Source organism: Methanosphaerula subterraneus, assembly GCF_052055875.1.
Taxonomy (GTDB): domain Archaea; phylum Halobacteriota; class Methanomicrobia; order Methanomicrobiales; family Methanospirillaceae; genus Methanosphaerula; species Methanosphaerula subterraneus.
In genome coordinates, this window is record NZ_CP170508.1 from 2,169,039 (window position 1) to 2,192,490 (window position 23,452).

The 23,452-nt window shown below is 62.3% G+C and carries 21 protein-coding genes; 9 read left to right on the forward strand and 12 right to left on the reverse strand.

The features are described from left to right. The first annotated feature begins 17 nt into the window (after nt 1–17). Entirely contained in the window at nt 18–800 is a 783-nt protein-coding gene (locus ACFKSJ_RS10610) for a DUF169 domain-containing protein (RefSeq protein ID WP_440949769.1), read from the forward strand. A gap of 113 nt (nt 801–913) precedes the next feature. Beyond that, a complete protein-coding gene (locus ACFKSJ_RS10615; protein ID WP_440949770.1) occupies nt 914–1,474 on the forward strand; it encodes a flavin reductase family protein in 561 nt (186 codons plus the stop codon). Between the two features lie 104 nt (nt 1,475–1,578). Here the strand turns inward: ACFKSJ_RS10615 and ACFKSJ_RS10620 are convergent, their stop codons facing one another. The 7 genes from ACFKSJ_RS10620 to ACFKSJ_RS10650 all read right to left on the reverse strand — a co-directional run bounded on the left by ACFKSJ_RS10620 (nt 1,579) and on the right by ACFKSJ_RS10650 (nt 8,524). Continuing rightward, the gene (locus tag ACFKSJ_RS10620; protein WP_440949771.1) at nt 1,579–1,881 is read right to left on the reverse strand and encodes a hypothetical protein; all 303 of its coding nucleotides are present in this window, start codon (nt 1,879–1,881) and stop codon (nt 1,579–1,581) included. 241 nt (nt 1,882–2,122) lie between these two features. Continuing rightward, complete coding sequence (locus tag ACFKSJ_RS10625; protein WP_440949772.1) at nt 2,123–4,516, reverse strand: PAS domain S-box protein; 2,394 nt, start codon at nt 4,514–4,516, stop codon at nt 2,123–2,125. 385 nt (nt 4,517–4,901) lie between these two features. Continuing rightward, nucleotides 4,902–5,471: a flavodoxin family protein gene (locus ACFKSJ_RS10630; RefSeq protein WP_440949773.1), complete on the reverse strand. Its 570-nt coding sequence runs from the start codon at nt 5,469–5,471 to the stop codon at nt 4,902–4,904. A gap of 79 nt (nt 5,472–5,550) precedes the next feature. After that, on the reverse strand, nt 5,551–6,138 hold the full coding sequence (locus tag ACFKSJ_RS10635; RefSeq protein WP_440949774.1) for a nitroreductase family protein: 588 nt from the start codon (nt 6,136–6,138) through the stop codon (nt 5,551–5,553). Further along, nucleotides 6,138–6,791, reverse strand: a complete 654-nt coding sequence (locus ACFKSJ_RS10640; RefSeq protein WP_440949775.1) for a flavodoxin family protein — start codon at nt 6,789–6,791, stop codon at nt 6,138–6,140. Before ACFKSJ_RS10640 ends, ACFKSJ_RS10635 begins: the two co-directional genes overlap by 1 nt. Nucleotides 6,792–6,877: 86 nt before the next feature. Continuing rightward, the gene (locus tag ACFKSJ_RS10645) at nt 6,878–7,660 is read right to left on the reverse strand and encodes a carboxymuconolactone decarboxylase family protein (protein WP_440949776.1); all 783 of its coding nucleotides are present in this window, start codon (nt 7,658–7,660) and stop codon (nt 6,878–6,880) included. A 45-nt stretch (nt 7,661–7,705) separates the two neighbouring features. Next, a complete protein-coding gene (locus tag ACFKSJ_RS10650; RefSeq protein ID WP_440949777.1) occupies nt 7,706–8,524 on the reverse strand; it encodes a nitroreductase family protein in 819 nt (272 codons plus the stop codon). Nucleotides 8,525–8,623: 99 nt separating this feature from the next. Here ACFKSJ_RS10650 and ACFKSJ_RS10655 point away from each other — a divergent pair, with 99 nt between their 5' ends. From ACFKSJ_RS10655 to ACFKSJ_RS10670, 4 genes are all read left to right on the forward strand, one after another. After that, nucleotides 8,624–9,028 carry a winged helix-turn-helix transcriptional regulator gene (locus ACFKSJ_RS10655; RefSeq protein ID WP_440949778.1) on the forward strand — a complete coding sequence of 135 codons (405 nt, stop codon included), beginning with the start codon at nt 8,624–8,626 and terminating at the stop codon, nt 9,026–9,028. Between the two features lie 225 nt (nt 9,029–9,253). Further along, nucleotides 9,254–9,673 (forward strand): pyridoxamine 5'-phosphate oxidase family protein, encoded by a 420-nt coding sequence (locus ACFKSJ_RS10660; RefSeq protein ID WP_440949779.1) that lies wholly within the window; start codon nt 9,254–9,256, stop codon nt 9,671–9,673. A gap of 66 nt (nt 9,674–9,739) precedes the next feature. After that, on the forward strand, nt 9,740–10,267 hold the full coding sequence (gene tsaA / locus ACFKSJ_RS10665) for a tRNA (N6-threonylcarbamoyladenosine(37)-N6)-methyltransferase TrmO (protein ID WP_440949780.1): 528 nt from the start codon (nt 9,740–9,742) through the stop codon (nt 10,265–10,267). A 2-nt stretch (nt 10,268–10,269) separates the two neighbouring features. Beyond that, nucleotides 10,270–11,166 carry a class I SAM-dependent methyltransferase gene (locus ACFKSJ_RS10670; RefSeq protein WP_440949781.1) on the forward strand — a complete coding sequence of 299 codons (897 nt, stop codon included), beginning with the start codon at nt 10,270–10,272 and terminating at the stop codon, nt 11,164–11,166. 20 nt (nt 11,167–11,186) lie between these two features. Here ACFKSJ_RS10670 and ACFKSJ_RS10675 read toward each other — a convergent pair whose 3' ends face one another. Beyond that, nucleotides 11,187–13,247, reverse strand: a complete 2,061-nt coding sequence (locus ACFKSJ_RS10675; RefSeq protein ID WP_440949782.1) for a copper-translocating P-type ATPase — start codon at nt 13,245–13,247, stop codon at nt 11,187–11,189. Between the two features lie 136 nt (nt 13,248–13,383). After that, nucleotides 13,384–15,303 (reverse strand): heavy metal translocating P-type ATPase, encoded by a 1,920-nt coding sequence (locus tag ACFKSJ_RS10680; protein ID WP_440949783.1) that lies wholly within the window; start codon nt 15,301–15,303, stop codon nt 13,384–13,386. Nucleotides 15,304–15,400: 97 nt separating this feature from the next. Between ACFKSJ_RS10680 and ACFKSJ_RS10685 the strand changes: the two genes are divergently transcribed. Beyond that, nucleotides 15,401–15,805, forward strand: a complete 405-nt coding sequence (locus ACFKSJ_RS10685; RefSeq protein ID WP_440949784.1) for a winged helix-turn-helix transcriptional regulator — start codon at nt 15,401–15,403, stop codon at nt 15,803–15,805. A 68-nt stretch (nt 15,806–15,873) separates the two neighbouring features. On the opposite strand, the gene ACFKSJ_RS10690 is transcribed toward ACFKSJ_RS10685, so the two are convergent. The 3 genes from ACFKSJ_RS10690 to ACFKSJ_RS10700 all read right to left on the reverse strand — a co-directional run bounded on the left by ACFKSJ_RS10690 (nt 15,874) and on the right by ACFKSJ_RS10700 (nt 22,128). Continuing rightward, on the reverse strand, nt 15,874–17,574 hold the full coding sequence (locus ACFKSJ_RS10690; protein WP_440949785.1) for a sensor histidine kinase: 1,701 nt from the start codon (nt 17,572–17,574) through the stop codon (nt 15,874–15,876). Next, on the reverse strand, nt 17,571–20,540 hold the full coding sequence (locus ACFKSJ_RS10695; RefSeq protein ID WP_440949786.1) for a chemotaxis protein CheB: 2,970 nt from the start codon (nt 20,538–20,540) through the stop codon (nt 17,571–17,573). Before ACFKSJ_RS10695 ends, ACFKSJ_RS10690 begins: the two co-directional genes overlap by 4 nt. A 145-nt stretch (nt 20,541–20,685) precedes the next feature. Further along, on the reverse strand, nt 20,686–22,128 hold the full coding sequence (locus tag ACFKSJ_RS10700; RefSeq protein ID WP_440949787.1) for a lamin tail domain-containing protein: 1,443 nt from the start codon (nt 22,126–22,128) through the stop codon (nt 20,686–20,688). Between the two features lie 133 nt (nt 22,129–22,261). Here ACFKSJ_RS10700 and ACFKSJ_RS10705 point away from each other — a divergent pair, with 133 nt between their 5' ends. Both ACFKSJ_RS10705 and ACFKSJ_RS10710 read left to right on the forward strand, forming a co-directional pair. Beyond that, a complete protein-coding gene (locus tag ACFKSJ_RS10705; protein ID WP_440949788.1) occupies nt 22,262–22,669 on the forward strand; it encodes a YybH family protein in 408 nt (135 codons plus the stop codon). Between the two features lie 98 nt (nt 22,670–22,767). Beyond that, complete coding sequence (locus tag ACFKSJ_RS10710; RefSeq protein WP_440949789.1) at nt 22,768–23,397, forward strand: DUF998 domain-containing protein; 630 nt, start codon at nt 22,768–22,770, stop codon at nt 23,395–23,397. Nucleotides 23,398–23,452 lie beyond the last annotated feature (55 nt).

The following is a 23,452-nucleotide window of genomic DNA, read 5'->3' on the forward strand; positions in this document are numbered from 1 at the left end:
GGTGAGAGAGGGTGATCATGACAACCATCAATTTCAAAGAGATCGGGGCGAGACTGAAGGCGGCATTTCGGCTGTCGACTCGCCCTCTTGCAGTGTACGGATCGGAACTCCTGCCGGCGGGCATCCCCCGGATGACCGAGGTGAACCGGTGTTTTGCCGTATCCCTCCACCGGATGGCGATGGGAGACGAGGTGTCGGCGATCTATGTCAGTGCCGACACCAGCGAGGGCTGCTGTCCGGGCGGCCTCTACCATGTTGGGTATATTCCGGTCCCCGACGAGATCCGGTATTTTGTGTCGACCGGCAGGAAGGACGTTCGCGGCGGGGCGGCCGAGTACCTGAAGGCGAGCCCGGAACTGTTCGATGGCTGCACGAAGGCGGTGGGGCCGATCCGTCCGCCAGGCACGTATCTCGTCGTGCAGGCCTGCGAGGCCCTCCCGGATCCCGAGCCGGCCATCCGGTCCCTCTGCTGTTTTGGGACGGGCGAGCAGATCCGGAACATGGGGGCGCTCGTTCACTTCGACCGGGACGACCCGTTCTCGCCGGTCATCGCCCCCTGGGGATCCGCCTGTTCGACCTATATCACGTTCCCGGCCGGCCTCGCAGAGAACACCCCGCACGACACCGCGTTCATGGGTCCGCAGGAACCGACACTGAACTACTCCCTTCCCCCTGATATGATGGCGCTGGGGATCCCCGCGGAGATGGCCGCCCGGATGGTGGAGAACCTGGACGCCTCGTTTGTGATCCGCAGATCCAATGTGGCATTCCCCAGATATGAACGGCGACTGGATCGATAGGCCGGCGGATACGTCGCACCGTCCGACCATCCATCTCCCTGTCGGAGACCCCTCAGCGGAGAGATACCCTTAAAAACCTCCCCCCCGCAAACCTTACCCCGGAGAGAGAAACCATGGACAAGATCACGCTCGGCCCGATGCCGTACATGAGTGTCATGCCCACCCTGCTCGTGGGTGCGAACGTCAAGGGAACGCCGAACTACATGGTCGCCGCATGGGCAACCGTCGCCTGCATGGCGCCGCCGATGGTCTGCGTCGCGATCAACAAGGGACGGTATACGGCACAGGGGATCGAAGAGAACGGGACCTTCAGCCTGAACGTGCCGTCGGCTCGGCAGGTGGTCGAGACCGATCACTGCGGCCTCGTCTCCGGTGCAAAGGAGGATAAGTCCGGGGTCTTCACGTCCTTCTACGGGAAACTGGAGACTGCGCCCCTGGCCGAGGAGTGCCCGGTCAACATCGAATGCAGGGTTTTTCAGTCCGTCGACGTGGGGAGCCACCTGCTGATCATAGGGGAGGTCGTGGAGATCCATGCCGACCGGTCCTGCGTGACGGACGGAAAACCGGATATCGCCAGGATCAACCCGATCATATACGCCCAGGCCACCTACTTCGATGTGGGGAACCAGGTCGACAGGGCATTCTCGGCCGGACTGAAGTACAGAAAGGAATGATACCGGGGCATCTGCCGGAATTCAGTTCTTCTTTTTTCCTATCGATCGCTCGCGGGAGCCTGCCGGGCGGCCCGTTTTTTAAAAAAATGGTGAGTGCCGGTGATCTATTGCTTCACCTCGAGGTCCATCTCGACGCCACCCGTCGCCCCGAGCACGAGGTTGTACACGATCGCAACGACGGCACCCCCAATGAACCCGCCCACTCCTCCGATGATGACCATGAGGACCAGCCCGACAAGGCCGGCACCGACCCCGAGTGCCTGGGTGTCCATCACGGATGCCATTCCTCCCAGCCCTGCGGCGAGAGGGATGCCCATCAGAAAGCCCCATACCAGTCCGAAGACTGCAAAGAACTTTGCGACACTGATCACGCCGAAATGTTTGATCATATATGCAGTGGTTGCCATGGAGAGCATATACCTCCTGGAACAGTATAAAACTGAGTACCTCTCCAGAACCGAATGATTCGATCCCTGGAGGGGCCGGACAGAGATCTGCACGCTGCCGGCATCATCTCCCCTTCGAGGGTGGCCAGGTGCGCCGCTCTCTCGTCCAGTCATGGGAGAGGATCTCCGCCTCGGGGCTCACTCCTGTCGACGATCCTCCCGCCAATACTTTCTGCAGAGTTCGAGGTATCCAAAATGAGGTTTACTTCACTTCGGTGAGCTTCTCGTTTGCCTGGCGGAGAGTTTCCTCTGCCCGCTTGCGCTCAGTGATATCCTCGATCTGGGCTGCAAAATAACCGGGTGCGCCCTGGTGATCACGGATCGCCGTCACCCGGATCAATCCCCAGAGGATGCTGCCGTCTTTCCGGATATACCGTTTTTCCGTACCGTATACCGGAATCGTTCCCGCAGCAAGCTCCCTCATCTGTTCCAGGTCGCCGGCGAGATGATCCGGATGCGTGATATCCTTAAATGAGAACTGAAGCAGTTCCTCTTCACAATAACCGGTCATGGTTACCCAGGTGGGGTTGACAGAGACAAACCGGAGATCCGGCGTGACAAGGGCCATGCCAAGCGGGCTGTTCTCGAAGATCTTCCGGTATCGCTCTTCGCTCTCTCGCAGTGCGTCTTCTACCCGTTTGCGTTCGGTGATGTCGTGCACCGATCCGATCAGGTGTGTACAGCGACCTCCTGTATCAAAGATGGGGGTGATACTGACTTCTCCGATCAGTTGCCCGGTGGGATAATGGGAGGTCTCCTCCCAGCGAACGAGGGTCTTTTCATCGATGGCCTGCCGGTATTTTTCCAGAACCATGGAGAGAGACGGTTCGGGGATGATCTTGTTCACCGTCTTGCCGATCACCTGCTCATGCGGCAATCCGGTTACTCTGCTAAATGCCGCGTTGATGGAAGTAAAACGGTACTGCCTGTCGGGTTCGACGGTCAGTTGAAAGATGGAGTCTTCGACGGTGTTATAGATGGAGATCAGGTGTTGTTCATTTTTATCCAGTGCCAGTTCCTTCTGTTTCCGTTCGGTGATGTCCAGGCCTACCGACTGATATTCGATGATCGTTCCGGAAGGATCGAAGATCGCACGGTCGCTCCACCGGTGCCATCGTACGGTGCCATCCGGCATGATGATCCGGTGTTCGATGGTGTCGACCGGGTGGTCTGTTGTTAAGGATTCAAAGAACCGTTTCACACGCTCCCTGTCTTCGATAGGGAGTTCTGGCCGGAACCGGTGCCCGAGGATCTCGTCGCGGTTCAGACCGTAATGCCGGCAATATGCCCCGTTCACAAAGACATGCGTGCCGTCGGGTAAAAACCGGGTGATAAATTCGGTCTGGTCTTCGACAACATTCCGATACCGTTCCTCGCTCTCGCGGAGGGCATCTTCAGCTCGTTTCCGGTCGGTGATATCCACGGCGAAACCACCGATGAGCGGAGGTTTATTCTCACGGTCGATCCGGAATTTGTAGGTCTCATAATTTTTTATGGTGCCGTCTCTTCCCTGAAGGGTTTCAATGGCTTTTCGATATCCGTCCCTGAGTGTCTGTTTATCGTCTTCGACCATTTTTTCGGCCGCTTCTTGTGGAAACTGGCTGTAGACGGAGGTTCCGATCCAGTCCTGCTCGCCAAAGACCTCTACCATATGCCTGTTGACAAAAAGGTTGGTGGATTGATCGTCTTTGATGAACGCCGTAACCGGCAGGTGCTCCATGAATGCAGCGAACCGTCCTTCACTTTCACGCAGACTCTCTTCCGCCGATTTTAATTCGGTGATGTCCCGGATGGTCTCGATTGCACCGACGACCTCTCCCTGTTGATTGTAGAGCGGGCTGGCTTTCCCCGTGAATGCGATTGTCTTTCCTGTCGGCAGGGTGATTGTCGAATCGGCGATCAGGGTACCCTTCTGCTGGGCGATATGGGTATAATTTTTAGCAACGGCCTCATCCATTTCATAGATCAGATCGATCAGGGTCGGTTGCCTTCTTCCGTAGAAGGGGATTGCATATTCATAATCCCCCTTTCCCAGCATATCCACGGCCGAAACACCGGTCATCTCTTCCAGGGCACGGTTCCATGCGATAGTTCTGCCGGACCGGTCGATTGCATAGGTCGCATCCGGCAGGAAGTTGATGATATCGGCTTCTCTGCGTTCGAGATCCCGGATACTGATCTCGGCCCTTCTCCGCTGGACAGCCAGGCGGATCTGATGGGTGAGCTCGGCAAACTGGCTCTTTGGATCTCCGCCTTTCTGGATATAGAAATCGGCTCCGTTGTTGATCGCATCGATGACAACCTCTTCACGACCCCGCCCGGTAAACAGAATGAAGGGGAGGGTGCCGAACCGTTCCCGGATGGCTTTTAAAAACGCGATCCCGTCCATCCCCGGCATCTGGTAATCGGAGATGATGACATCGTACGATTGAAGATCAGAGGAGTTCAGTGCTTCCTGTGCTGATGCCATGGTATCCACCCTGAACTCACCTGAACGCTCTAAGAAGAGCCTGGTTACTGTGAGGAGATCCTGCTCATCATCAACATAGAGGATAGAGATCTTGTTCTTGGTGGATTGGGATCCTGCATCTGTCATATTCAAATCCGGAGATGGCACTACCTCTCCTCACATATGAACCACTTCACTATTGTTGAATTAAGATTCCTGATACGGAGTGGTTCGGGAGGAATAGTTGCGATATAAGTTCTGAATCATGTAATAGGTATCGATTTAAACCCGGCCGCTCATTCGGCATCAGCAGTTCGCCAATTCTGTAGGGTGTTAGGAGATATTCTGATCCTCACTATCCCGGCAAAATCAAAAAGATCTCGATACGGTGCCGGCCGGCCCCTCATGGTCTCTCAAACCGGGCAGAACCTGTGCTTTTGGCGTCGGACTGAGTCCTAAAAAAATGGTGTGGCCTGGCTGTTGACGCTCTGGGCCGTCCTGTGAAGAGTTCACGTCAGAGTCCTGTCCTCCTTCAACCCAGCAGATCCCTGCCGAGCTGATAGGCCCGGTCCATGAACTCTCTCTTCTCTGTCACCGGCGGCTTGATGCCGGCGTCGAGATCATAGGCGACCAGGTGATCCTTCACCTTCAGCCCCGACAACCCGGCTGCGAAGATGAAGGATCTCATCCCACCCTCGAAGAGTCGGGCATCCGGCTGGTTCTGCGTGAAGATGAACGAGACCCTCTTCTCTGCCGGCAGTTTCGGGCTCAGGTCCATCCCGATGTACGGGAACATCCGGTCGAGCCATATTTTGGTCTGCGCCGTGACACCGCCGAAGTAGATCGGCGTGGCAACGATCAGCCCGTCGGACTCCTGGATCAGCCGGTGGATCCGCTGCATATCGTCCTGAACGGCACAGGCCGCCACATCGTTCTTCTTGCAGTAATAACAGGCCTGGCAGCCCCGGATCGTCAGGTCGTTCAGGAAGACGGTCTCTGTCTCGACCCCCTCCTCCATCAGCCCCCGCTCGGCCTCCCCTGCAAGGATGCGGGTGCTGCCGTTCTTCCGTGGGCTCCCGATCAGGATGGTTGCTCTCGTCATTTTTCTGTCTCCCGGCATCGTCCGCCTGTCACGTGGGCCGGCATGCACCCTGCACGCCGGGTCGGGATCAGTATGTACTTCATTCCACCCACCGAACCTTCCGTTCCAGTCCCGGGTCGAGCCGGGGCTGGTCGTTGGGCGTCCCCTCCGGATACCCCAGCGGAGTGACGGCCACGATCTCCCTGTCGTCGGGGATTGCGAGGATCTCACGGACCGCCTTCTCATCCCGGAGGGGTCCGGTCATCCAGCAGGTGCCGAGCCCGAGGGCTGTTGCAGCGAGGAGCAGGTTCTCCATCGCGGCACTCGCACTCTCGAGGTTCGCCTTGTAGAGATCCCGGGAGTCGGTCATCTCCGTGAGCAGCACGATCACGACCGGCGCACCACCATACGATCCGGCGAACCGGATGAACTCCTCGCGGGAGAGGGACCCCCGCAGCGGCGAGGGATCCCAGTTCTTCGTGTACTCCTCGATGATCGCCTGGTAACTCTCTCCCATCTCGCGGATCTTCGTCCCGGTCACCACCAGGAACTCCCACTGCTGACGGTTCATGGCCGAGGGGGCCCAGTTGGCCGCATCGAGGATGGTATGCACATCCTCTCTGCCGACCGGGTCGGGGGAGTACCGGCGGACGGCCCTCCGCCGGTGTATCGCTTCGAAGACGTCCATCATCTCTGCCCGGCCTCTCCGAACCGTGCTCCAAGATCGAACGCCCGTTTGCAGTCCTCCGGGAAGACGGTCCTCCGTCGTTCCTTGCGTTCCTCAGGATCGAAGTAGTTGAAAACCACCTTGGAGTAGTCCTCGAACTGGAGCGTCTCGAAGGAGAAGAGGGATTCGGCGTGACCGAACATCCGGCTCATAACGCTCTCGTTCAGGCCGGTATGCACGGTGTAGTGGTACTCCTTCATCATCTCCTCGGAGACGTTCATGGTGTAGATGAACGCGGTCGAGATCTTCTTCGGAAAGAGGGACGCCTGCGGTATGGTGTACGTGAGGTACGGGAAGAACAGCCGCTCCATAAAACTCCGCATCTCCCCGGTGACCGTACCGAAGTAGATGGGGGAGCCGAGGATCAGGGCATCCACATCAGGTATCTGTTCAAGGACCGGCGTCAGGTCGTCCCGGATCGCACACTTCCCATAACTCTTCCCGCCTTTCAATTTGCAGGCGAAACAGCTCGTACATCCCTTGAAATCCAGGTCATAGAGATGGACCAGTTCTGTCTCCGCTCCCACTGATGCCGCCCCGTCAAGGGCGTTCTGGAGGAGGGTCGCGGTATTCCACTTCTTTCTCGGGCTTCCATTAATTGCCAGTATTTTCATGATAACTCCCTCTTTCTCTCAATCGATCGTTTCTCCGGACCGTTCCGGATCCTGTCGAACGGGGTCTTCATCTCTCTCCCCTGCCGTCATGCATGCTCCTGCAGAGCCGTGACAACCTCACGGGTGGCGAGGATGCCGTTCAGGGCCGCCGGGAACCCGGCATAGATCGAGAGCAGCAGCATGATCTCGACGATCTCAGCCTCGGTGAGGCCGGCCCGAAGCCCGCCGCCGATGTGGAACCTGAGCTGCGAGGGGGCTGTTCCCTTTGCAGCCAGGGCGGCGATCGTCGCGACCTGCCGGCTCCGGACCGGGAGGATCCCCCGGGCGTAGATGTCCCCGTACGCGAACTCGACGACGTACCGGGTGATGTCCGGGTTTATCGGGTCGAAGGTCTCTTTGAGCACCCGCTCCTGGTCGGGTGCGATCTTCGAGAGCCACTCCTTCCCCCGCTCGTACCTGCCCTCAGTGCCGGCATGCACCGACTCTTTCGAGAGCGTCTGCCCGGTCTCTACCAGGACCTCCATCAGCGTCCCCATGGCGTTCAGCGTCGCCGGAAAACCCGCGTACCCGCACATATGGATGATGATCTCGCGGACCTCTTCAGGGGTGCAGCCGACATGCAGGGCCGCGTGGATATGGACCTTCAGCTGGGGTGCCGCCGTCCCCATGGCGGTCAGGGCAGCGACGACCGCCTGCTCCTTTGTCCGGTTGTCGAGGATCTCCCGGGCATAGATCTCCCCGAACGAGTATTCGACGATGTAGCGTGCAAGGTCCGGGCAGATGTTGTTCAGGATCTCCTCGACCCTGACGCCGGCCTCCCCGTCGATCTCGCGCAGTTTCTCTCTTCCGATGGCTGCATAATCTGTCATAGCGTCATCCGTCCATCTCTTTCCCTTCATCCATCCGGCACAGGTCTAGAGCCATGTCACCTCGAGGGGTTTCCGGCGGGGGATCCCGTAGACCTTATACTGCGGGTGGCCGAACATCATCGCATAGGCGAATTTCCGTCCCGCCGGGATACCGATCTCCTGCTGGAGCGGTTCGAAGGACGAAGCGGCCATCGCAACAAAGCCGGCCCAGCAGGTCCCGATGCCGGATGCCGGCGCAGCGACATCGACATGGGTGAGGGCGATGATGGCGTCGACGGATGCGACCGGGTTATCAGCCGGTATGTGGGCGAAGAGCAGGTGTGGGGCACCCCGGCAGATGACATCGGATCCCTGCTCCCATGCCGCGATCAGCCCCGGGACGTAGCCGCTCATGGGATGGGCGGTCTTCACCAGGGTCTTCATCCACTCGACGGTCAGCCCGGCGATCTTCTTCACCTTCTCGGGGTCGTGCACGACGATCCACTGCACTGGCTGTCCGTTGCCTCCTGACGCGGCGTACCGGGCGATATCGAGGAGTCCGAGGATCTTCTCCTTTGAAACGGGGTCTGTGGTGAAATGTCGGACTGAACGGCGTTTCCTGAGGTAGAATCCGATCTCTTCGGCAGAGATGGTGCCGGCACCGGCCGGCAGGGTCACCCTCTCTTCAGGACGGACGTTCAGCAGGAGGGCCTGCGACGGGCAGAACACCTCGCAGTGGCCGCACTGGATACACCGGCCGGCATGTTCGTCCGGAACCGTGGGCAGGGTCTCCTCATCGGCTGGTTCGATGATCGCCCCTGTGCAGACCTCTGAGCAGATCCCGCATCGGGTGCAGGCGTTTGAATCAATGGTTATTGTGTTCATAGGAATTCGACCTGCATCAGTTGCGCGTATACTTTATTATATGCATCAGGCGTGTTTTTGTAACATTATTTCCATAAAGTAAGTATTGAAGGAGATCAGATGAACTGTGAAAAATCCCATAAATGCAGCATAGAAAGCATCGTGGATATCGTCGGGAGCAAGTGGAACCTCTTCATCATCTGGCACCTGCGGACGAAAGAGTTGAGGTTCACCGAGCTCCAGAACCGGATGTGCGGGATCAACTCCAAGACCATCACCAGGCACCTCCGTGACCTCGAACGGTTCGCGATCATCGACCGGCGGGTCTTCCCGGAGGTGCCGCCGCGGGTCGAGTACTCGCTGACAGAGCGGGGTCAGGCGCTCCTCCCGATCCTCGAGGCCATGCTGGAGTGGGGCGGGGCATATCCGATCGTCGGGCAGGAGGACGGTGCCCGTACGAAACCGGCGAAAGAGACGGTATGCGAGCAGCCCCGGCCTTTGGAGACCGCCCGGATCACCCCGTAGCGGGCCCGGTCATGTTCCACACGGTCAGCCGGCACGCACCCCCATTCCTCTCGATACCCGGCCGGCCCGCCGGTCTGATCTCAATCGCCCTTTCACCATGTTCTTTGAATCCCCCTGCCGCATCTGATGCGTGTCAGGATGATCCATGCGGGCGCATCGAGCCATGGCAGGCCCATACCTTTAAATTCCGCGAGCGAGAGCCAGAACTACACGAGAGTGGTAATCATGTCGTCAAAACTGGTGGATTATTTCCACAAACAGCCCAGGATCGGAATGATCAGCACAGCCGGAAAGGATGGAAAGGTCGATGTCGCGGTGATGGGTTCTCCGCGGATGACCGACGAGAAGACCGTGGTCCTGGGATCCGGGACGAACCGCACGCTCGGAAATCTCCAGCAGAACCCGTACGCGGTCTACATGATCATCGAGCCCGGGAACACCATCATGGACTGGAAAGGGATCCGGGTGTACATGAAGTTAAAGGGCCTGGAGACCTCCGGGCCGGCCTTCGACGCCTACCGGAAGAATCTCGCCGAAGCGGTCGGGGAGGAGGCGGCGGCCATGATCCATGCCCTCGCAACCTTCGAGGTGATCGAGGTCCGGCCGATCGTGGATATGGGACAGGGATGGGAGCAGTCCATCTGATCTCCTTTTTTAGTGGTGAACACTGCTCGCCAAAAGATACTTCCCTCTGTCAGGAGGGAGAGGATTATGAACTCTGATACCATCACCTTCCGCCCGATCGGCGTGGTCCGGTCCCCCTTCACCGACCCGGTCGGGATGCCGATCCAGCCGGGCGGGGCACGGGGTATCCGCGGGGAGGTCGAAGTGGACCCGGCTTTCGCAGCCGGCCTCGCCGATCTCGAAGAGTTCTCGCGGATCATCCTGCTCTACGCCTTCCACCGCTCCGAAGGATACCGGCTGCGGGTGGTCCCGTTCCTCGACGACTGCGAGCACGGGGTCTTCGCCACCCGGGCACCCCGCCGGCCGAACCCGATCGGCCTCTCCGTGGTCAGGCTCGTCGGGGTCGAGGGCTGTCGGCTGCTGATCGAGGACGTCGACATCCTGGACGGGACGCCCCTCCTCGACATCAAGCCCTACGTGCCGTCCTTCGACGCCTTCCCCGACGAGAGGACCGGATGGTTCGGCCGGACCGTGCGAGAGATCCCGGATCTCCGGTCTGACGATCGCTTCGCCGGTGCCGGACCGGGTGAGTGTGAAGACAGGAGAGAGGTGTGATCATGCAGCAGGAACCTGCCGGTCCCGACCCCTATGGCGACGCGATAGACTGGAATGCGATCTGGACGGCACGAAAGAAGCGGCACCTTGCTGTCCCCGGGTACCGCGAGGGCGAGGGCTTCTTTCAGCAGAAAGCGAACGTCGAGCGGTTCTTCAGGCAGCGAGCTTCCCGGAACCCCCGGGTCGAACGGCAGCTCGCCCGGCTCCGACCGCCGGCGGGGACGTCCGTGCTCGACATCGGCGCCGGCCCCGGGAACCTCGCGGTCCCGTTCGCAGAGCGGGGGTGCCGGGTGGTCGCGGTCGAACCTGCGGCGCCGATGCGTGACCTGCTCGCCAGAAACGCGGCCGATGCCGGGGTCGAGGTCGAGGTGATCCCGTCGGCCTGGGAGGACCTGGACCCCGCGCTCCTCGGCGGCCCCTTCGACCTCGTCATCGCCTCGTACTCCCTCTCGATGATCGATATCAGGGCGGCGGTCGAGAAGATGCACGCCGTCTGTTCGGGTGAGGTCCACCTCTTCTGGTTCCTGACCCCGCCCCCCTGGGGCCACGTGCTCCGGGAGCTCTGGCCGGCGGTCCATGGCGCGGAGTACCACTTCGAACCGATGGCCGGCTGCCTTGCAAACGTCCTCCTCCAGATGGGGCTCTGCCCGACCCTTGAACCTGATTTTGCGGGTGGCGTGCACCGCTATGGCACCCTCGACGAGGCCGTGGACGAGTTCGCCCACCGGATGAACCGACGCGGCGGCACGCACGACGCCGTCATCAGCGAGGGGATCCGGCGGATCTTTCGGCAGGACGACGACGGTGCCTGGGTTCTCGACTATCCGAACTGGCACGCCCACCTCTGGTGGGACGCCCGCGAACAGACGATCCTGCCAGGGGTCCGCCCGATCTATTGAAGGTGCCGACCCCGGCAGTGTCACCGCAGCAGCCGGGCGTTGATCGCGACGATCACGGTCGAGACGCTCATCAGAACGGCGCCGATCGCCGGTGTCAGCACGATCCCCGCACCGTACAGGACGCCGGCCGCGAGCGGAATCGCGACCACGTTATACCCGGTCGCCCAGAGGAGGTTCTCGGCCATCTTCCGGTAGGTCCGCTGTGAGAGACGCATCAGGTGTGCGACGTCCCGGGGGTCCGAGCGGACGAGCACGATATCGGCCGACTCGACCGCGACGTCGGTCCCGGCACCGATCGCGATCCCGACGTCGGCCTGCACCAGGGCGGGGGCATCGTTGACCCCGTCGCCGACCATCGCCACCCGGGAGTGCTGCTGCACCTCCCGGATCCGCTCGGCCTTCTCATGCGGCAGCACTTCAGCATAGAAGTCATCGAGCCCGAGGTCCTGTGCGACGGCCCCGGCCACGGTCCGGCTGTCCCCGGTCAGCATCATGCACCGGTACCCCATCCTTTTGAGCTCGGTCACGGCCGCCCGGGCCTCGGGCCGGACGATATCTGCGAGCGCGAACGCCCCGAGGACGCGGTCGTCCTCGACAAGGAAGACCACCGTCTCGCCCCGTGACCGGGCCCGCTGCACCCGCTCGTCAGCGACGTCGACCCCCTCGAGTGCGCCGGGACTCACAACACGGAGCCGCCTGCCATCGATCTCGCCCTCAACGCCGCGGCCCGCCAGGGCCTGAAAGTTCGTCACCTCAGGGATTGTAAGCCCGCGACCGACGGCCTCGGCCACGATTCCCTGTGCGATCGGGTGCTCGCTCAACCGCTCGAGCGCAGCAGCGGGGGCGAGCACCTCCTCAATCGAGAGCCCGGCCTGCGGCATCGTCTCCGTGACGCCGAACCGCCCCTCGGTCAGGGTTCCGGTCTTATCGAAGACGATGACGTCGAGGTTCCGGGCCGCCTCGAACGCCTGCCGGTCCCGGATCAGGAGCCCATTGCCGGCAGCGAGCGAGGTCGAGACCGCAACCACGAGCGGGACCGCGAGGCCGAGCGCGTGCGGGCAGCAGATCACCATCACCGTCACGGCCCGCTCGACCGCGAACGCGAGCGCTTCGCCCGCGACGAGCCAGCCGGCGAGCGTGACTGCGCCGACCGTCACGGCTGTCACGGTCAGGAGGAACGCGGCCCGGTTCGCGAGGTCCTGGGTCCGCGACCGGGACTCCTGCGCCTGGCGAACGAGTTCGACCACCTGTGCGAGGTAGGTCTCTGCACCGGTCGCGGTCACTAGAACCGTGAGCGCTCCTGCGCCATTGATCGCACCGCCGATCACCCGGTCGCCCCGGCCCCGTCGGACAGGTCGGGACTCGCCGGTCAGCATGGCCTCGTTCACATCCGACTCGCCGGCCGTCACCTCGCCGTCGACCGGAACCTTTTCGCCGGGCCGGACCAGGACGAGGTCCCCCACGACCAGGTCGCTGACCGGTACCTCCGCAATCTCGCTTTCACGGATGCGGTGGGCCTCGGAGGGCATGATCCGGACGAGCGTCTCGAGGGCTCGAGAAGCCCCCATGACCGACCGCATCTCAATGAAGTGGCCCAGGAGCATGATATCGATCAGGGTGGCGAGTTCCCAGAAGAAGCCCATGCCCGCGGTGAACCCGAGGACCACCGAGGCGGAGTAGACGTAGGCGACGGTGATGGCGACCGCGATCAGGGTCATCATACCGATGCTGCGTGTCCGGACCTCCTTCGCAAACCCGGTGAGAAACGGCCACCCCCCGTAGAGGTAGATCACGGTGGCGAAGAGGAAGACCACGAACGCCTGTCCCGGGATCATGAACCCGACCCCTGCGAGCTCCTGCACCTCTGGGGTCAGGGCAAGGATCGGAATCGTGAGAATAAGCGAGACGATAAAACGGCGCCAGTAGTCCGCGAGCATGGCCGCATGGTTGTGCCCCTCCCCATGACCCGGTGGTGTGATGCCCGTGCCTGGCCCGGTGTGGTGCGCCATGGTCTGATCCCCGGCAGCCATGGCATGCGACTCCCCCCGTCCCCCCGACGGGGGAGAGTGTGGGTTGGACATGGTTCCTCCTCGTAGTGGATTGAACGGTTAAATAAATTCTGGTATCCCCCGTGGACCGTCAGAGCCGCCGTGCGGAAAAAGAGGTGAGCGGGTGGTGGTTGAAGCCGAAAGCCCCTGGTCCCTATCCGCCGGCCCGTTACCGCTTCACGACCCGCAGCCCGTTCCCCACCGCCATGAGTTCGGATGCTTCATGGAGGATCACGGCGATGGCCACCGACAGAACCCCGAGCAGGGCGGCCGGGATCATGATGGCCAGGACCACGAGGGAGAAGACGATGTTCTGGTTCCCGACCCCGACGGCCTTCCGACCGAACGTGATCGCCTCGGGGACCTTTGCGAGGTCGTCCGCCATCAGCGCCACATCGGCCGCCTCGATCGCCGCGTCCGTTCCGATCGTCCCCATGGCGATCCCGACCGTCGCCGAGGCGAGGGCCGGCGCATCGTTGATCCCGTCACCGACCATGGCCACCGCACCGTACCGCTCCTTCAACGCCTCGATCGCCCTGATCTTCTCCTCTGGCCGTAGATCCGCCTGCACCTCGTCGATCCCGAGGTGGGCGGCGAAGGCCCGGGCGGTGACGGCATTGTCCCCGGTGAGCATGACGACCGGGATCCCCATCGAGCGGAGGCGGTCGACCATCCCCTTCGCTTCAGGCCGGACCTGGTCCCGGACCGCGATGATCCCCATCGGGGTCTCCTCAGTCCCGACGACCATCACCGTCTTTCCCTCGATCCTGAGCTTCCTGAAGTGTTCGACCATCTCGGGGTCCAGGCCGGCTGCATGAAACGATTCAGGCCTCCCCACCATGTACCGGGTGTCGTCGATCACCGCTGCCGCCCCCTGGCCGGTCAGGGTGCAGAGACCTCTGGCTTCCAGGGCTTCGATCCCCGCCTCCTGCGCCCTCCGGATGATCGCCGTCGCCAGGGGGTGCTCAGAACACCGTTCCACGCTGTAGGCGAGGCGGAGCAGGTCGGCTTCACTCCCGTCTAGGGGGATGATGTCGGTGACGACCGGCGTCCCGGTGGTCAGCGTCCCGGTCTTGTCGAGGGCGACCGCCCGGATCTTTCCCAGGTTCTCGAGGTGGGCACCCCCCTTGATCAGGATCCCGTGCGCCCCGGCCGAGCCGATCCCGGCCGCGATCGCGATCGGTGTAGACATGACCAGCGCACAGGGCGCCGCGGCGATCAGGAGGACCACGCCCCGGACGGCGAGGGCGTCCAACGGCATGCCGAGGAGGGGCGGAACGACGATCAGGAGGAGCGAGGCGAGGAGGACGAGCGGCGAGTACACCCTGCCGAACCGCTCGATGAAGACCTGGGTCTTCCCTTTCTGCTCCTGTGCCTCCTCGACCAGGTGAATGATCGTCGCGAGCGAGTTGTTCTCGAACGAAGCGGTCGCCCGGACTTCGAGGGCGCCGGTCAGGTTGACCGTCGCCGCATAGATCTGCGTCCCCTCCTCTTTCTCGACAGGAATCGACTCCCCGGTGACCGCCGCCTCGTTGAGGCTCGACCGTCCTCTGACAATGACTCCGTCGGTCGGCACACGGGCCCCCGGCTTTACGAGGAAGGTATCGCCCACCTGGAGGTGCTCGGCAGGGATCGTCCGCTCCTCTCCATTCTCAAGGACGATGGCCGAGGTCGGTGCGAGATCGAGCAATCCCCGGATGGACGCCCGTGTTCGTGCGTAGGTGAGCTCCTCGACACCTTCGGCCGCTGCGTAGAGCACGACGAGGAAGGCCGCTTCCTCCCATAATCCGAGCACAATCGAGCCGGCCGCGGCGGCCAGCATCAGCATTTCGATACCGATCTCGTGCTCTTCGATCAGTTCTTCAACCCCTTCGCGTACCCAGTGATATCCTCCGATCGGGATCGCGAGCAGATAGCACGCCACCTCGATCTCCCGTGGAATGAAGCCGGCATGCATGAGGATGAATCCCAGGGCCGTGATGCCGGCCGCGATCAGTGCGTTGCGGAGCGGGGGATGGGAGTACCATACCCCGTCGTATGCCCCGTGGTCCCCGTCGTCATCGTGTTTGTGTGAGGATGTGTGTCCCATGATCGGTTACTCCCGGTGCTTCCGGTTTTTTTCTGATAGGTAGTATTCGATTAATAGTCAATAAGGAGAAAAGTAAGGCACGGTATAGGTAGTATCCATGAAGGAACCTGCTCAAAACGGGGATCTCTGTTTCTGCCCGCTCTATGGGATCCTCGATGTCATCGCAAAGAAATGGGCCCTCCTGATCATCGCGATCCTCGGCAACGAGGGTGAGAAGGGGTTCAACGAACTGAAGCGGGAGCTCGGCTGCATCGGGCCGAAGCCCCTCTCGGATACGCTGAAGAACCTCGAACGGATCGAACTGGTGAAGCGGACGATCATCGAGACCACCCCTCCGACGGTGCGGTATTCGCTGACCTCCGACGGCCTGGAGCTCCGGGGGCACCTGATCCCGATGCTGGCCTGGGTCTCTGAACGCGGCGGAACCGATATGCCGGGGTGCCCGATCCGTGCACGGGGTGCTCATTGTTCCATGGAACCGGCAGCAGAAAAGAGAGGCTGACCGTCTCCGGAGATGATGCTGTCGTCCGGGGGTAGATGGCTCTGGGTTGTACAGCGTAGCAGAGGGATCTACACCGCCGGCAGGGTGAAGAAGAACGTGCTCCCCTCGCCGGGCGTCGACTCGACCCGGACCCGCCCGCCGTGTCGTTCGACGATCTTCTTGACGATGGCGAGTCCGATCCCGGTCCCCTCGTACTCGTTCCTGGTGTGGAGCCGCTGGAAGATCACGAAGATGCGATCGAAGAACTCGGGCGCGATCCCGATCCCATTGTCTTCCACGGCAAAACGCCAGCACTTCCCCATACGCTCGGCCGAGATCCGGATCACCGGAGGCACGCCGGGCCGGTGGTACTTCAGGGCGTTTCCGACGAGGTTCGAGAAGACCTGCTCGAGCTGGGTTGCGTCGGCCATGACCGGTGGCAGGTCTTCCACGGTCACGGTCGCCCCTGCCTCACGGATCAGGGTCTTCATCGTTCCGAGTGCGTCGGCCACGATCCTCTGCGTATCCGCCGGCACCAGCGGCATGGCCGACGTCTCGACCCGGGAGAGCTGGAGCAGGTCCTGGATCAGCATCTGCATCCGCTTCCCGCCCTCGATGATGAACCTGATATACTCATCCGCGTCCGCGTCGAGCCGGCCCCGGTATCGCTGGGCGAGGAGCTGGCTGAAGCTGACGACGCTCCTGAGCGGCTCCTGCAGGTCGTGGGAGGCGACATAGGCGAACAGCTGCAGTTCCTCGTTGCTCGCCTGCAGTTTCTCTCCATACTCCCTGAGCACTCCTTCAGCCTTCTTGCGCTCAGTGATATCATTGAAGATCGTGTAGACCTGGTAGGGCGCCGCCTCGCCCGGACGGAAGAGGGGCACGGCATCGATGCTGATCCAGCGGTACCCCTGTTCCCGGGGATTGTACACGCCCATCACCACATTCTCCAGTTCCTGTCCGGTTCGGAGGGCCACCATCGCCGGATGCTCCAGGCCGGGGAACGTCGTGCCGTCCTCCCGGATCGTGTGATGCTCGGTATCCTCCGAGGTCAGGTTCGTGAACTCGGTCCGACTCTTCCCGAGGATCCGCTCGGCCGCCGGATTCATGGAGGCGATCCGGCCATCGGCGTTCTGGTAGACCACGCCCTGGAGCATCGTCTCGAAGAGGCTCTGGAAGTGCTGTTCGCTCTCGGTGAGGGCCTTGTTCGCCCTCTCTCTCTCGGTGACATCGCTGAATGCCAGCCGGATCCGACCGTCGCCGTTCGGCCCTGCCGGCTCGGCCCTTCCCTCCAGATGGGCATACCATCTCCGGTCCGGGGCCGGTCCCAGCAGCTGCAGATCGCAGATCTCCGTGGTACCGGTCTGACGCACCCGGTCGCAGAACCGGGTGAAGGGCGGGGTGGAGTCGGGGTGGAGGAACGCCCCGAACCGTCTGCCGATGAGGGACGGCCGGTCCGACGACAGCAGCAGGGACCCGGTCAGGTTCACCTCCAGTATGTTCCCCGTCGCATCAAGGGTGACATAGCCGACCGGGGCGAAGTCGTAGAGATCGATGAACCGGTCCCGCAGAACCTCGGCCTCCTGTCGTGTCTTCATCAGTTCTTCGTTCTGCATCTCCAGTTCGATCTGGTGCACCTGCAGTTCGTGGACCAGCCCGAGCGCCTCGTCGCGCGAAAGCAATCCGTCCGATAGGACCGGGTGTGCTCTCACCGTCTCCTCGGCCTGCTGGCGGAGGTTGCTTGCGTCAGGGGACCGTGTACCCAGTGATCCCTCGCTCTCCGGCTTCATGGTCGGTCTGCCCTCCGTGTACCGGTCACGTCCTCAAAAGCAAGCAGGATCAACTCCTTGTCCACTCCTGTGGTGATGATCCGGCGGGCATTGAGCAGGAGTATCCGCCGGCCGATCGTCGGGAAGACGTGAGCGACTCGCAGGTCGTCGAAGGCTGCGTTTTCAGGTAGGATCTTCTCCAGCAGCTGCCGGAGTTCAGGGATGTCCCACTGGCCGTCTCCGAGCGTGTAGAGTTCGCGACCCTCGACCTCTCCAGGTGAGACCCGGAACGTCTCGAAGAATGAGTGGTTCCCCGACACGATGTGCATCGCCCTGTCGAGGACGAGCAGCGGCTCCCGTATCGTCGCGACGATCGCCTCGGCATAGGCGCGGGCTTCTGAGAGTTCCTCCTCCAGCCCCCGGAAGGCCGTGATATCCGTGAACGTGATCACCACACCGTCGATCCGGTTCTCGAGGGTCCGGTAGGGGGTGATCCGCACCGAGAACCGGTGCCCGTCCCGGACCGTGACCTCGGTCTCCGCCGGGGCAAGGGTCCGGAGCACCTCTCCGGCGTCCCTGAGCAGGTCCTGGTAGAAGAGGTCGGACGCGATATCCGTGACAGGCCGGCCCACATCGCCGGGGAGCAGGTTGACCAGTTTGGTCATCCCGGTCGTGTACCATCGCAGATTGAGCCGGTTGTCGAGGAAGACCGTCGCGATGTTGGTGCTGTTCAGCAGGTTCTTCATGTCGTCGTTCACATGCGAGAGGTCGGCGACCCGGCTCTCCAGCTCGGTGTTGACGGTCTGGAGTTCCTCATTGAGGGACTGCATCTCCTCTCTGGAGGTGGTCAGCTCCTCGTTGGTCGACTGGAGCTCTTCGTTGGTCGACTGAAGTTCCTCGTTGGTCGACTTCAACTCCTCCTGCGAGGACTGCATCTCCTCGCGTGTGGTCTGCAGGTCCTCCTCGCTCCGCCGGAGTCGCTCCTCCAGCTCCAGGACCTCCTCGTGGCGCCTCGTGTGCCGGTCCCTGGCAGGCGCCTCGGGCGGGGGGGGGACATCGGCCAGGACGATCAGCATCAGCCCCTTCAGCGGAGCGGGCCTGGCGAGCTTCTGAACCGTGACGTCCGCATGCACCATGCCGCCGTCGACCCCGATCCTGACGCCCCGGAGGGCGACCGGCTCCTCCTGCCTGAGTGCCCGCCGGAACGCCCCTCCCAGCTCGGCATGCAGTCCGTCGCGGGCCATGGCGAAGATGTTCCAGTTGGCCTTTCCGGCCGCAGGCTCGAGGAACCGGCCGGTCCGCCCGTTGATATAGAGAATGTCACCGGTATTGCTGGTCAGCACCGCTGCAGGTGCATACTGCTGCAGGATCACCTGATCGGCCAGTGACTGCAGGTTGATCGTCGGTCTCTGCGCCGGGCGTTGATCGACCGTGCCGGTCTGGGGGAAGAACGCTGTGGGGAACTCGATCGGTGCCGCCGGCAGAGGGGTCATGACCCGGCGGTACAGCCTGAGCTTGGAGTCGAGTGGCGAGAAGAGGTCCGTGAAGCCGCCGATGGACTCGGCCGTGCCGAGGACCAGCACGCCTCCCGGGTTCAGGGCGTAGTGGAAGAGGGGGATCAGTTTCCGCTGGATCTCAGGCTCCAGGTAGATCAGCAGGTTCCGGCAGCTCAGGATGTCGAGCCTGGTGAACGGCGGGTCCATGATCACATTCTGCGGGGCAAAGACCACCATCTCCCTGATCTCCTTTCTGACCTGGTATCCCTTCCCCTCTTTGACGAAGAACCGGTCCAGCCGCTCCTCCGAGAGATCGGTCACAAGGTTCTCGGGATAGTACCCTGTCCGTGCCCGGTCGACGGCGTCCCGATCAAGGTCGGTGGCGTAGATCTGCAGGGTGCACTGCTTCGCCGGCGATGTCTCTCCAAGGGCCTCCCGGAAGACGATCGCGAGGGAGAATGCCTCCTCCCCGGTCGAGCAGCCGGCCACCCAGGCCCTGAGCACCATGCCGTCCGGCGAGGCCGCGATGAGGTCGGGGATAATCCGGCCCCTGAGCGCCTCCCAGACCGCAGGGTCACGGAAGAAGCCGGTCACACCGATCAGGAGTTCCTTGAAGAGCAGATCGAGTTCAGGAGGGTTCTCCTGCAGGAATCGGACGTAGTCGGTGATCCGGTCTATCTGGTGGATCGCCATCCGTCGTTCGACCCGCCGGTTCACGGTGTTCTTCTTGTACAGGGAGAAGTCATGCCCGGTGCGGGCCCGAAGCAGGATGACGACCTTGTCAAAGGCATCTCCTCTCCTGGGATCGACCGGAGGCTCCGGCTCGGTGATGATCGGCCGGTGCCGGACGAAGGCAAGGATCTTCCCTGGCAGGTCTTCGGCCGGTGCGACGATGTCGGCCAGCCCTCCGTCGATGACGCTCCGGGGCATGCCGTCGAACTTCGCGGAGGCGGGGTCCTGGACGAGCGCGAGCCCTGCCTTCTCCTTGATCGCCCGCAGGCCGATCGTGCCGTCTGAGCCCATCCCTGACAGGATGACGCCGATGCTCTTATCCTGCAGGTCGTCGGCCAGGGAACGGAAGAAGAAGTCGATCGGGAGACGCAGCCCCCGGGGGGCGTGCGGTTCGAGCAGGTGCAGACTACGGTGGAGCAGGGAGAGGTCATGGCCCGGCGGGATGACGTAGACAGAGTCGGGCTGGATCGCTACGGTCTCTGTGACCTGGATCACCGGCATCGGGGTGGCACGCTGCAACAGCTCGGGCAGCATCCCCGGCTGGGTCGGGTCGAGATGCTGGACGACCACGAAGGCCATACCGCTCTCCTGGGGCACACCCTTCAGGAACTGCTCGAGGGCCTCGAGTCCGCCGGCCGACGCCCCGATGCCGATGATGGGGAAGGTTTCGTCGACCCGGGGGCGGGTCGACTCCGGCATCGCATCAGACCTCGCCGCCGGTTCTTCATCGACCGGGACTGGGTCACTGTTTACGTTCATGCAGGGTTCCCATCACTATATCACGTTCATTTCTACCGCTCACATATATTAATGAGTAGGAATTGTGTACATTCCCCCTGACGGCCGGCACCACCCCCTTTCCGTTCAGGAAGCCGATGGAGAGGAGAGAGAAGATCTGAACCGCTCATGGCCGGATCAGTACAGAGATCACGCTCTCGTCCGGTCTCTTCAACGCGGCGGTGTCGCCGGCGTTGTTCCAGACCGACGACCCGAGCCCCCAGAAGAGGTCGGTGGCGGTGTCCGTGCCGCTGCCGGTGTGGACGGTCACGGTCGACCCTGCCGCGAGCACGATGATCGGGAAGGTATACACATGCACCGAGCCCACATCCGAGATCGTGCAGCCCGCGAGGTCGACCGATGCCTCGCCCGTGTTCCGGACCGAGACCCACTCGTTCGCCAGGTCGAGGCCGGCGATCGCGAGCGTGTAGTCCGGTGCTGTCGTCACCGTGGGGGAGGGTGACGTGGTCGGCGTCGGTGTCGGGGTGATGATCGGTTCGTCGATGATGGTGAAGAGGTCGACCACATCCCCGAAGTCCATATGGCCGTTTCGGTTGAAGTCAAACCGGGTCACCGGCTCGTTCGCCTCGATCCAGTCCATCTGGTTGAAGACTGCGACCACGTCGGCAAAGTCGCGCTGCTGGTTGCCGTTCACGTCCTCGAAGGTGCCGTCAAAGTCCGGATCGGTCGGCGGCAGTGAGAACCCGGGGATCGTACTCGGGAGCTCCGGCCCCTGGACAGTCTCCAGGTGGTAACTCGTGCGGGTGGCCGTGATCCGGACCGTCCCGCTCTCGGCTGTTGTGTAGACATCGGCCCCGCTCTCCTGCAGCCGCTTCACGACGGCCTGGTTCGGGTGGTGGAAGAGGTTGAACCGGCCGGTCTCGATGACGGCGACCTCCGGGTTAACGGTGTTAACAAACAGGGTGCCCGTCCCTGTGCCGCTCCCGTGATGCCCGACCTTCAGAACGGTGGCGGCGACCGGCTCACCGGAGACGAGCATCCGGTCCTCGGTCTCGGCTCCGGCGTCGCCGGTCAGCAGAAAGGACTGGGTGCCGAAGACGAGCCTGAGCACGACCGAGTTCTCGTTCTGATCGGTTCCCCGGTTCGCCGGCGGGTTCAGGACCGAGACGGTCAGGTTATCGGGGTCGAGGGCGATCGTCTCGCCGGCGGTCGCCGCATGGGTGGGGATCCGCCGATCGGTCAGCAGGGTCCGGAGCCCGGTGGCCGTATCGGTCTCGGCCGGCACACCATTGCTCACATACTCGTCGACGGTCACGTTCTGGAGAACCTCGGGGATCCCGCCGATATGATCGTCGTCGTCATGGGTCGCGACGAGATAGTCGAGCCGGGCGATCCCTTCGGCGGCGAGGTCGGCCGAGACGGTCGGGCCGGCCCAGGCTTCGCCGGCGTCGATCAGCATCGCCCGGTCGTTCGGGGCCTGGACAAGGATAGCGTCCCCCTGGCCGACGTCGAGGAAGGAGACGGTGAGGGTGCCGGGATCGTGGGCGGCGGACGGGATGATCAGCAGGAGAAGGAGGATGAAGAGAGAACACCTCACGGGATCTATCATGAGGTGGGTGGTTGTGTAGTGGAGATGAAAGGGGTTTCGATTCGTGCCCGCCGTCGACTATAGAGTGGTCACGTGCACGGTGAATTCGTCATCCTTTTCCCTGTTCGTTTCCCAATCGGTGGTGAGTGCAATCATGGATATACAACAACGCAATGAGGACGTGATCGCGACCATCCAGGCGATGAACCGGTGCTGGACCGAAGGGTGGCATGAAGACGAGTTCAGGCAGCACCTCCATCCCGACGTGGTGGCCATCGTCCCGACGACTCCCGGCAGGCTCGAAGGGCGGGATGCCTATGTTGCCGGGTGGCGGGGATTTTGTGAGGCCGCAGAGATCCTTGATTGGAGGGAGACCGATCATCGGATCCAGGTCTATGCCGGCGGGAAGAGTGCCGTGGTCACGTATCTCTTCTCCATCACGTTTGTGATGGGAGGGCAGCAGCAGACCATGCAGGGCAGGGACATGTTCTTCCTCGTGAAAGAGGGGCAGCATTGGCTGATCGTGGCCGACCAGTACTCACCCGAACCGATGCAGTTCTGATCGTCCCGGCCGCCGGCCACAAAACAGCACCCCTTCACCCTGCCGCCCCCCCACCTCAATGAAGAACGAATAAATACGCCCTGCACCTTCTGATTGCTATGGCCGATCTCGACGGATCCCCCACGCTCCAGCAGTACCTCGCCATCGCCGGCTCGTTGCTGCTGATCGGCGGTATGATTGCCTTCCTCGGCATCATCACCGCCGAGGCCCTGTACCCCGGCTACAGCACGTCGCAGAACCAGATCAGTGATCTGGGCGGCACCGAGCCCCCGGAGAGCATCATCCTCGAGCCCTCTGCCACCATCTTCGACGCCGTGATGGTGCTGCTCGGGCTGCTGACCCTCGGGGCGTCCGTCTGCCTGCACCGGGCCTACGACGACCCGGTGGTCACCATCCCGCTCGCCCTGCTCGGCCTCGGTCTGACCGGTGTCGGCGTCTTCAACGGAAGTTTCGGTACCACCCACGCCCTCTTCGCCCTGCTCACCTTCATCGCCGGCGGGCTGTCGGCGATCGCGGCGGCCCGGGTGGAACGGTCGCCGCTCTGTTACATCTCGGTGATCCTGGGTGCCATCTCCCTGATCACCCTCGTCACCTACCTGGTCCTCGGGATGTCAGGGCCGCTCGCCTTCCTCGGCATCGGCGGGATGGAGCGGTGGGTGGCCTACCCGCTCCTGCTCTGGCTGCTCGTCTTCGGGGGCTACCTGCTCGGACAATCACACCCGGCGTGACGAGAAGCAGCGCCGGCCGGCCCCTGACGGGGGTCGTGCGGAGACAGAGACATAA

Coding starts and splice junctions, on each gene's coding strand:
- ACFKSJ_RS10610 (WP_440949769.1), top strand. CDS start 18: ATGACAACCATCAATTTCAAAGAGATCGGGGCGAGACTGAAGGCGGCA.
- ACFKSJ_RS10615 (WP_440949770.1), top strand. CDS start 914: ATGGACAAGATCACGCTCGGCCCGATGCCGTACATGAGTGTCATGCCC.
- ACFKSJ_RS10620 (WP_440949771.1), bottom strand. CDS start 1,881: ATGGCAACCACTGCATATATGATCAAACATTTCGGCGTGATCAGTGTC.
- ACFKSJ_RS10625 (WP_440949772.1), bottom strand. CDS start 4,516: ATGACAGATGCAGGATCCCAATCCACCAAGAACAAGATCTCTATCCTC.
- ACFKSJ_RS10630 (WP_440949773.1), bottom strand. CDS start 5,471: ATGACGAGAGCAACCATCCTGATCGGGAGCCCACGGAAGAACGGCAGC.
- ACFKSJ_RS10635 (WP_440949774.1), bottom strand. CDS start 6,138: ATGGACGTCTTCGAAGCGATACACCGGCGGAGGGCCGTCCGCCGGTAC.
- ACFKSJ_RS10640 (WP_440949775.1), bottom strand. CDS start 6,791: ATGAAAATACTGGCAATTAATGGAAGCCCGAGAAAGAAGTGGAATACC.
- ACFKSJ_RS10645 (WP_440949776.1), bottom strand. CDS start 7,660: ATGACAGATTATGCAGCCATCGGAAGAGAGAAACTGCGCGAGATCGAC.
- ACFKSJ_RS10650 (WP_440949777.1), bottom strand. CDS start 8,524: ATGAACACAATAACCATTGATTCAAACGCCTGCACCCGATGCGGGATC.
- ACFKSJ_RS10655 (WP_440949778.1), top strand. CDS start 8,624: ATGAACTGTGAAAAATCCCATAAATGCAGCATAGAAAGCATCGTGGAT.
- ACFKSJ_RS10660 (WP_440949779.1), top strand. CDS start 9,254: ATGTCGTCAAAACTGGTGGATTATTTCCACAAACAGCCCAGGATCGGA.
- tsaA (WP_440949780.1), top strand. CDS start 9,740: ATGAACTCTGATACCATCACCTTCCGCCCGATCGGCGTGGTCCGGTCC.
- ACFKSJ_RS10670 (WP_440949781.1), top strand. CDS start 10,270: ATGCAGCAGGAACCTGCCGGTCCCGACCCCTATGGCGACGCGATAGAC.
- ACFKSJ_RS10675 (WP_440949782.1), bottom strand. CDS start 13,247: ATGTCCAACCCACACTCTCCCCCGTCGGGGGGACGGGGGGAGTCGCAT.
- ACFKSJ_RS10680 (WP_440949783.1), bottom strand. CDS start 15,303: ATGGGACACACATCCTCACACAAACACGATGACGACGGGGACCACGGG.
- ACFKSJ_RS10685 (WP_440949784.1), top strand. CDS start 15,401: ATGAAGGAACCTGCTCAAAACGGGGATCTCTGTTTCTGCCCGCTCTAT.
- ACFKSJ_RS10690 (WP_440949785.1), bottom strand. CDS start 17,574: ATGAAGCCGGAGAGCGAGGGATCACTGGGTACACGGTCCCCTGACGCA.
- ACFKSJ_RS10695 (WP_440949786.1), bottom strand. CDS start 20,540: ATGAACGTAAACAGTGACCCAGTCCCGGTCGATGAAGAACCGGCGGCG.
- ACFKSJ_RS10700 (WP_440949787.1), bottom strand. CDS start 22,128: ATGATAGATCCCGTGAGGTGTTCTCTCTTCATCCTCCTTCTCCTGCTG.
- ACFKSJ_RS10705 (WP_440949788.1), top strand. CDS start 22,262: ATGGATATACAACAACGCAATGAGGACGTGATCGCGACCATCCAGGCG.
- ACFKSJ_RS10710 (WP_440949789.1), top strand. CDS start 22,768: ATGGCCGATCTCGACGGATCCCCCACGCTCCAGCAGTACCTCGCCATC.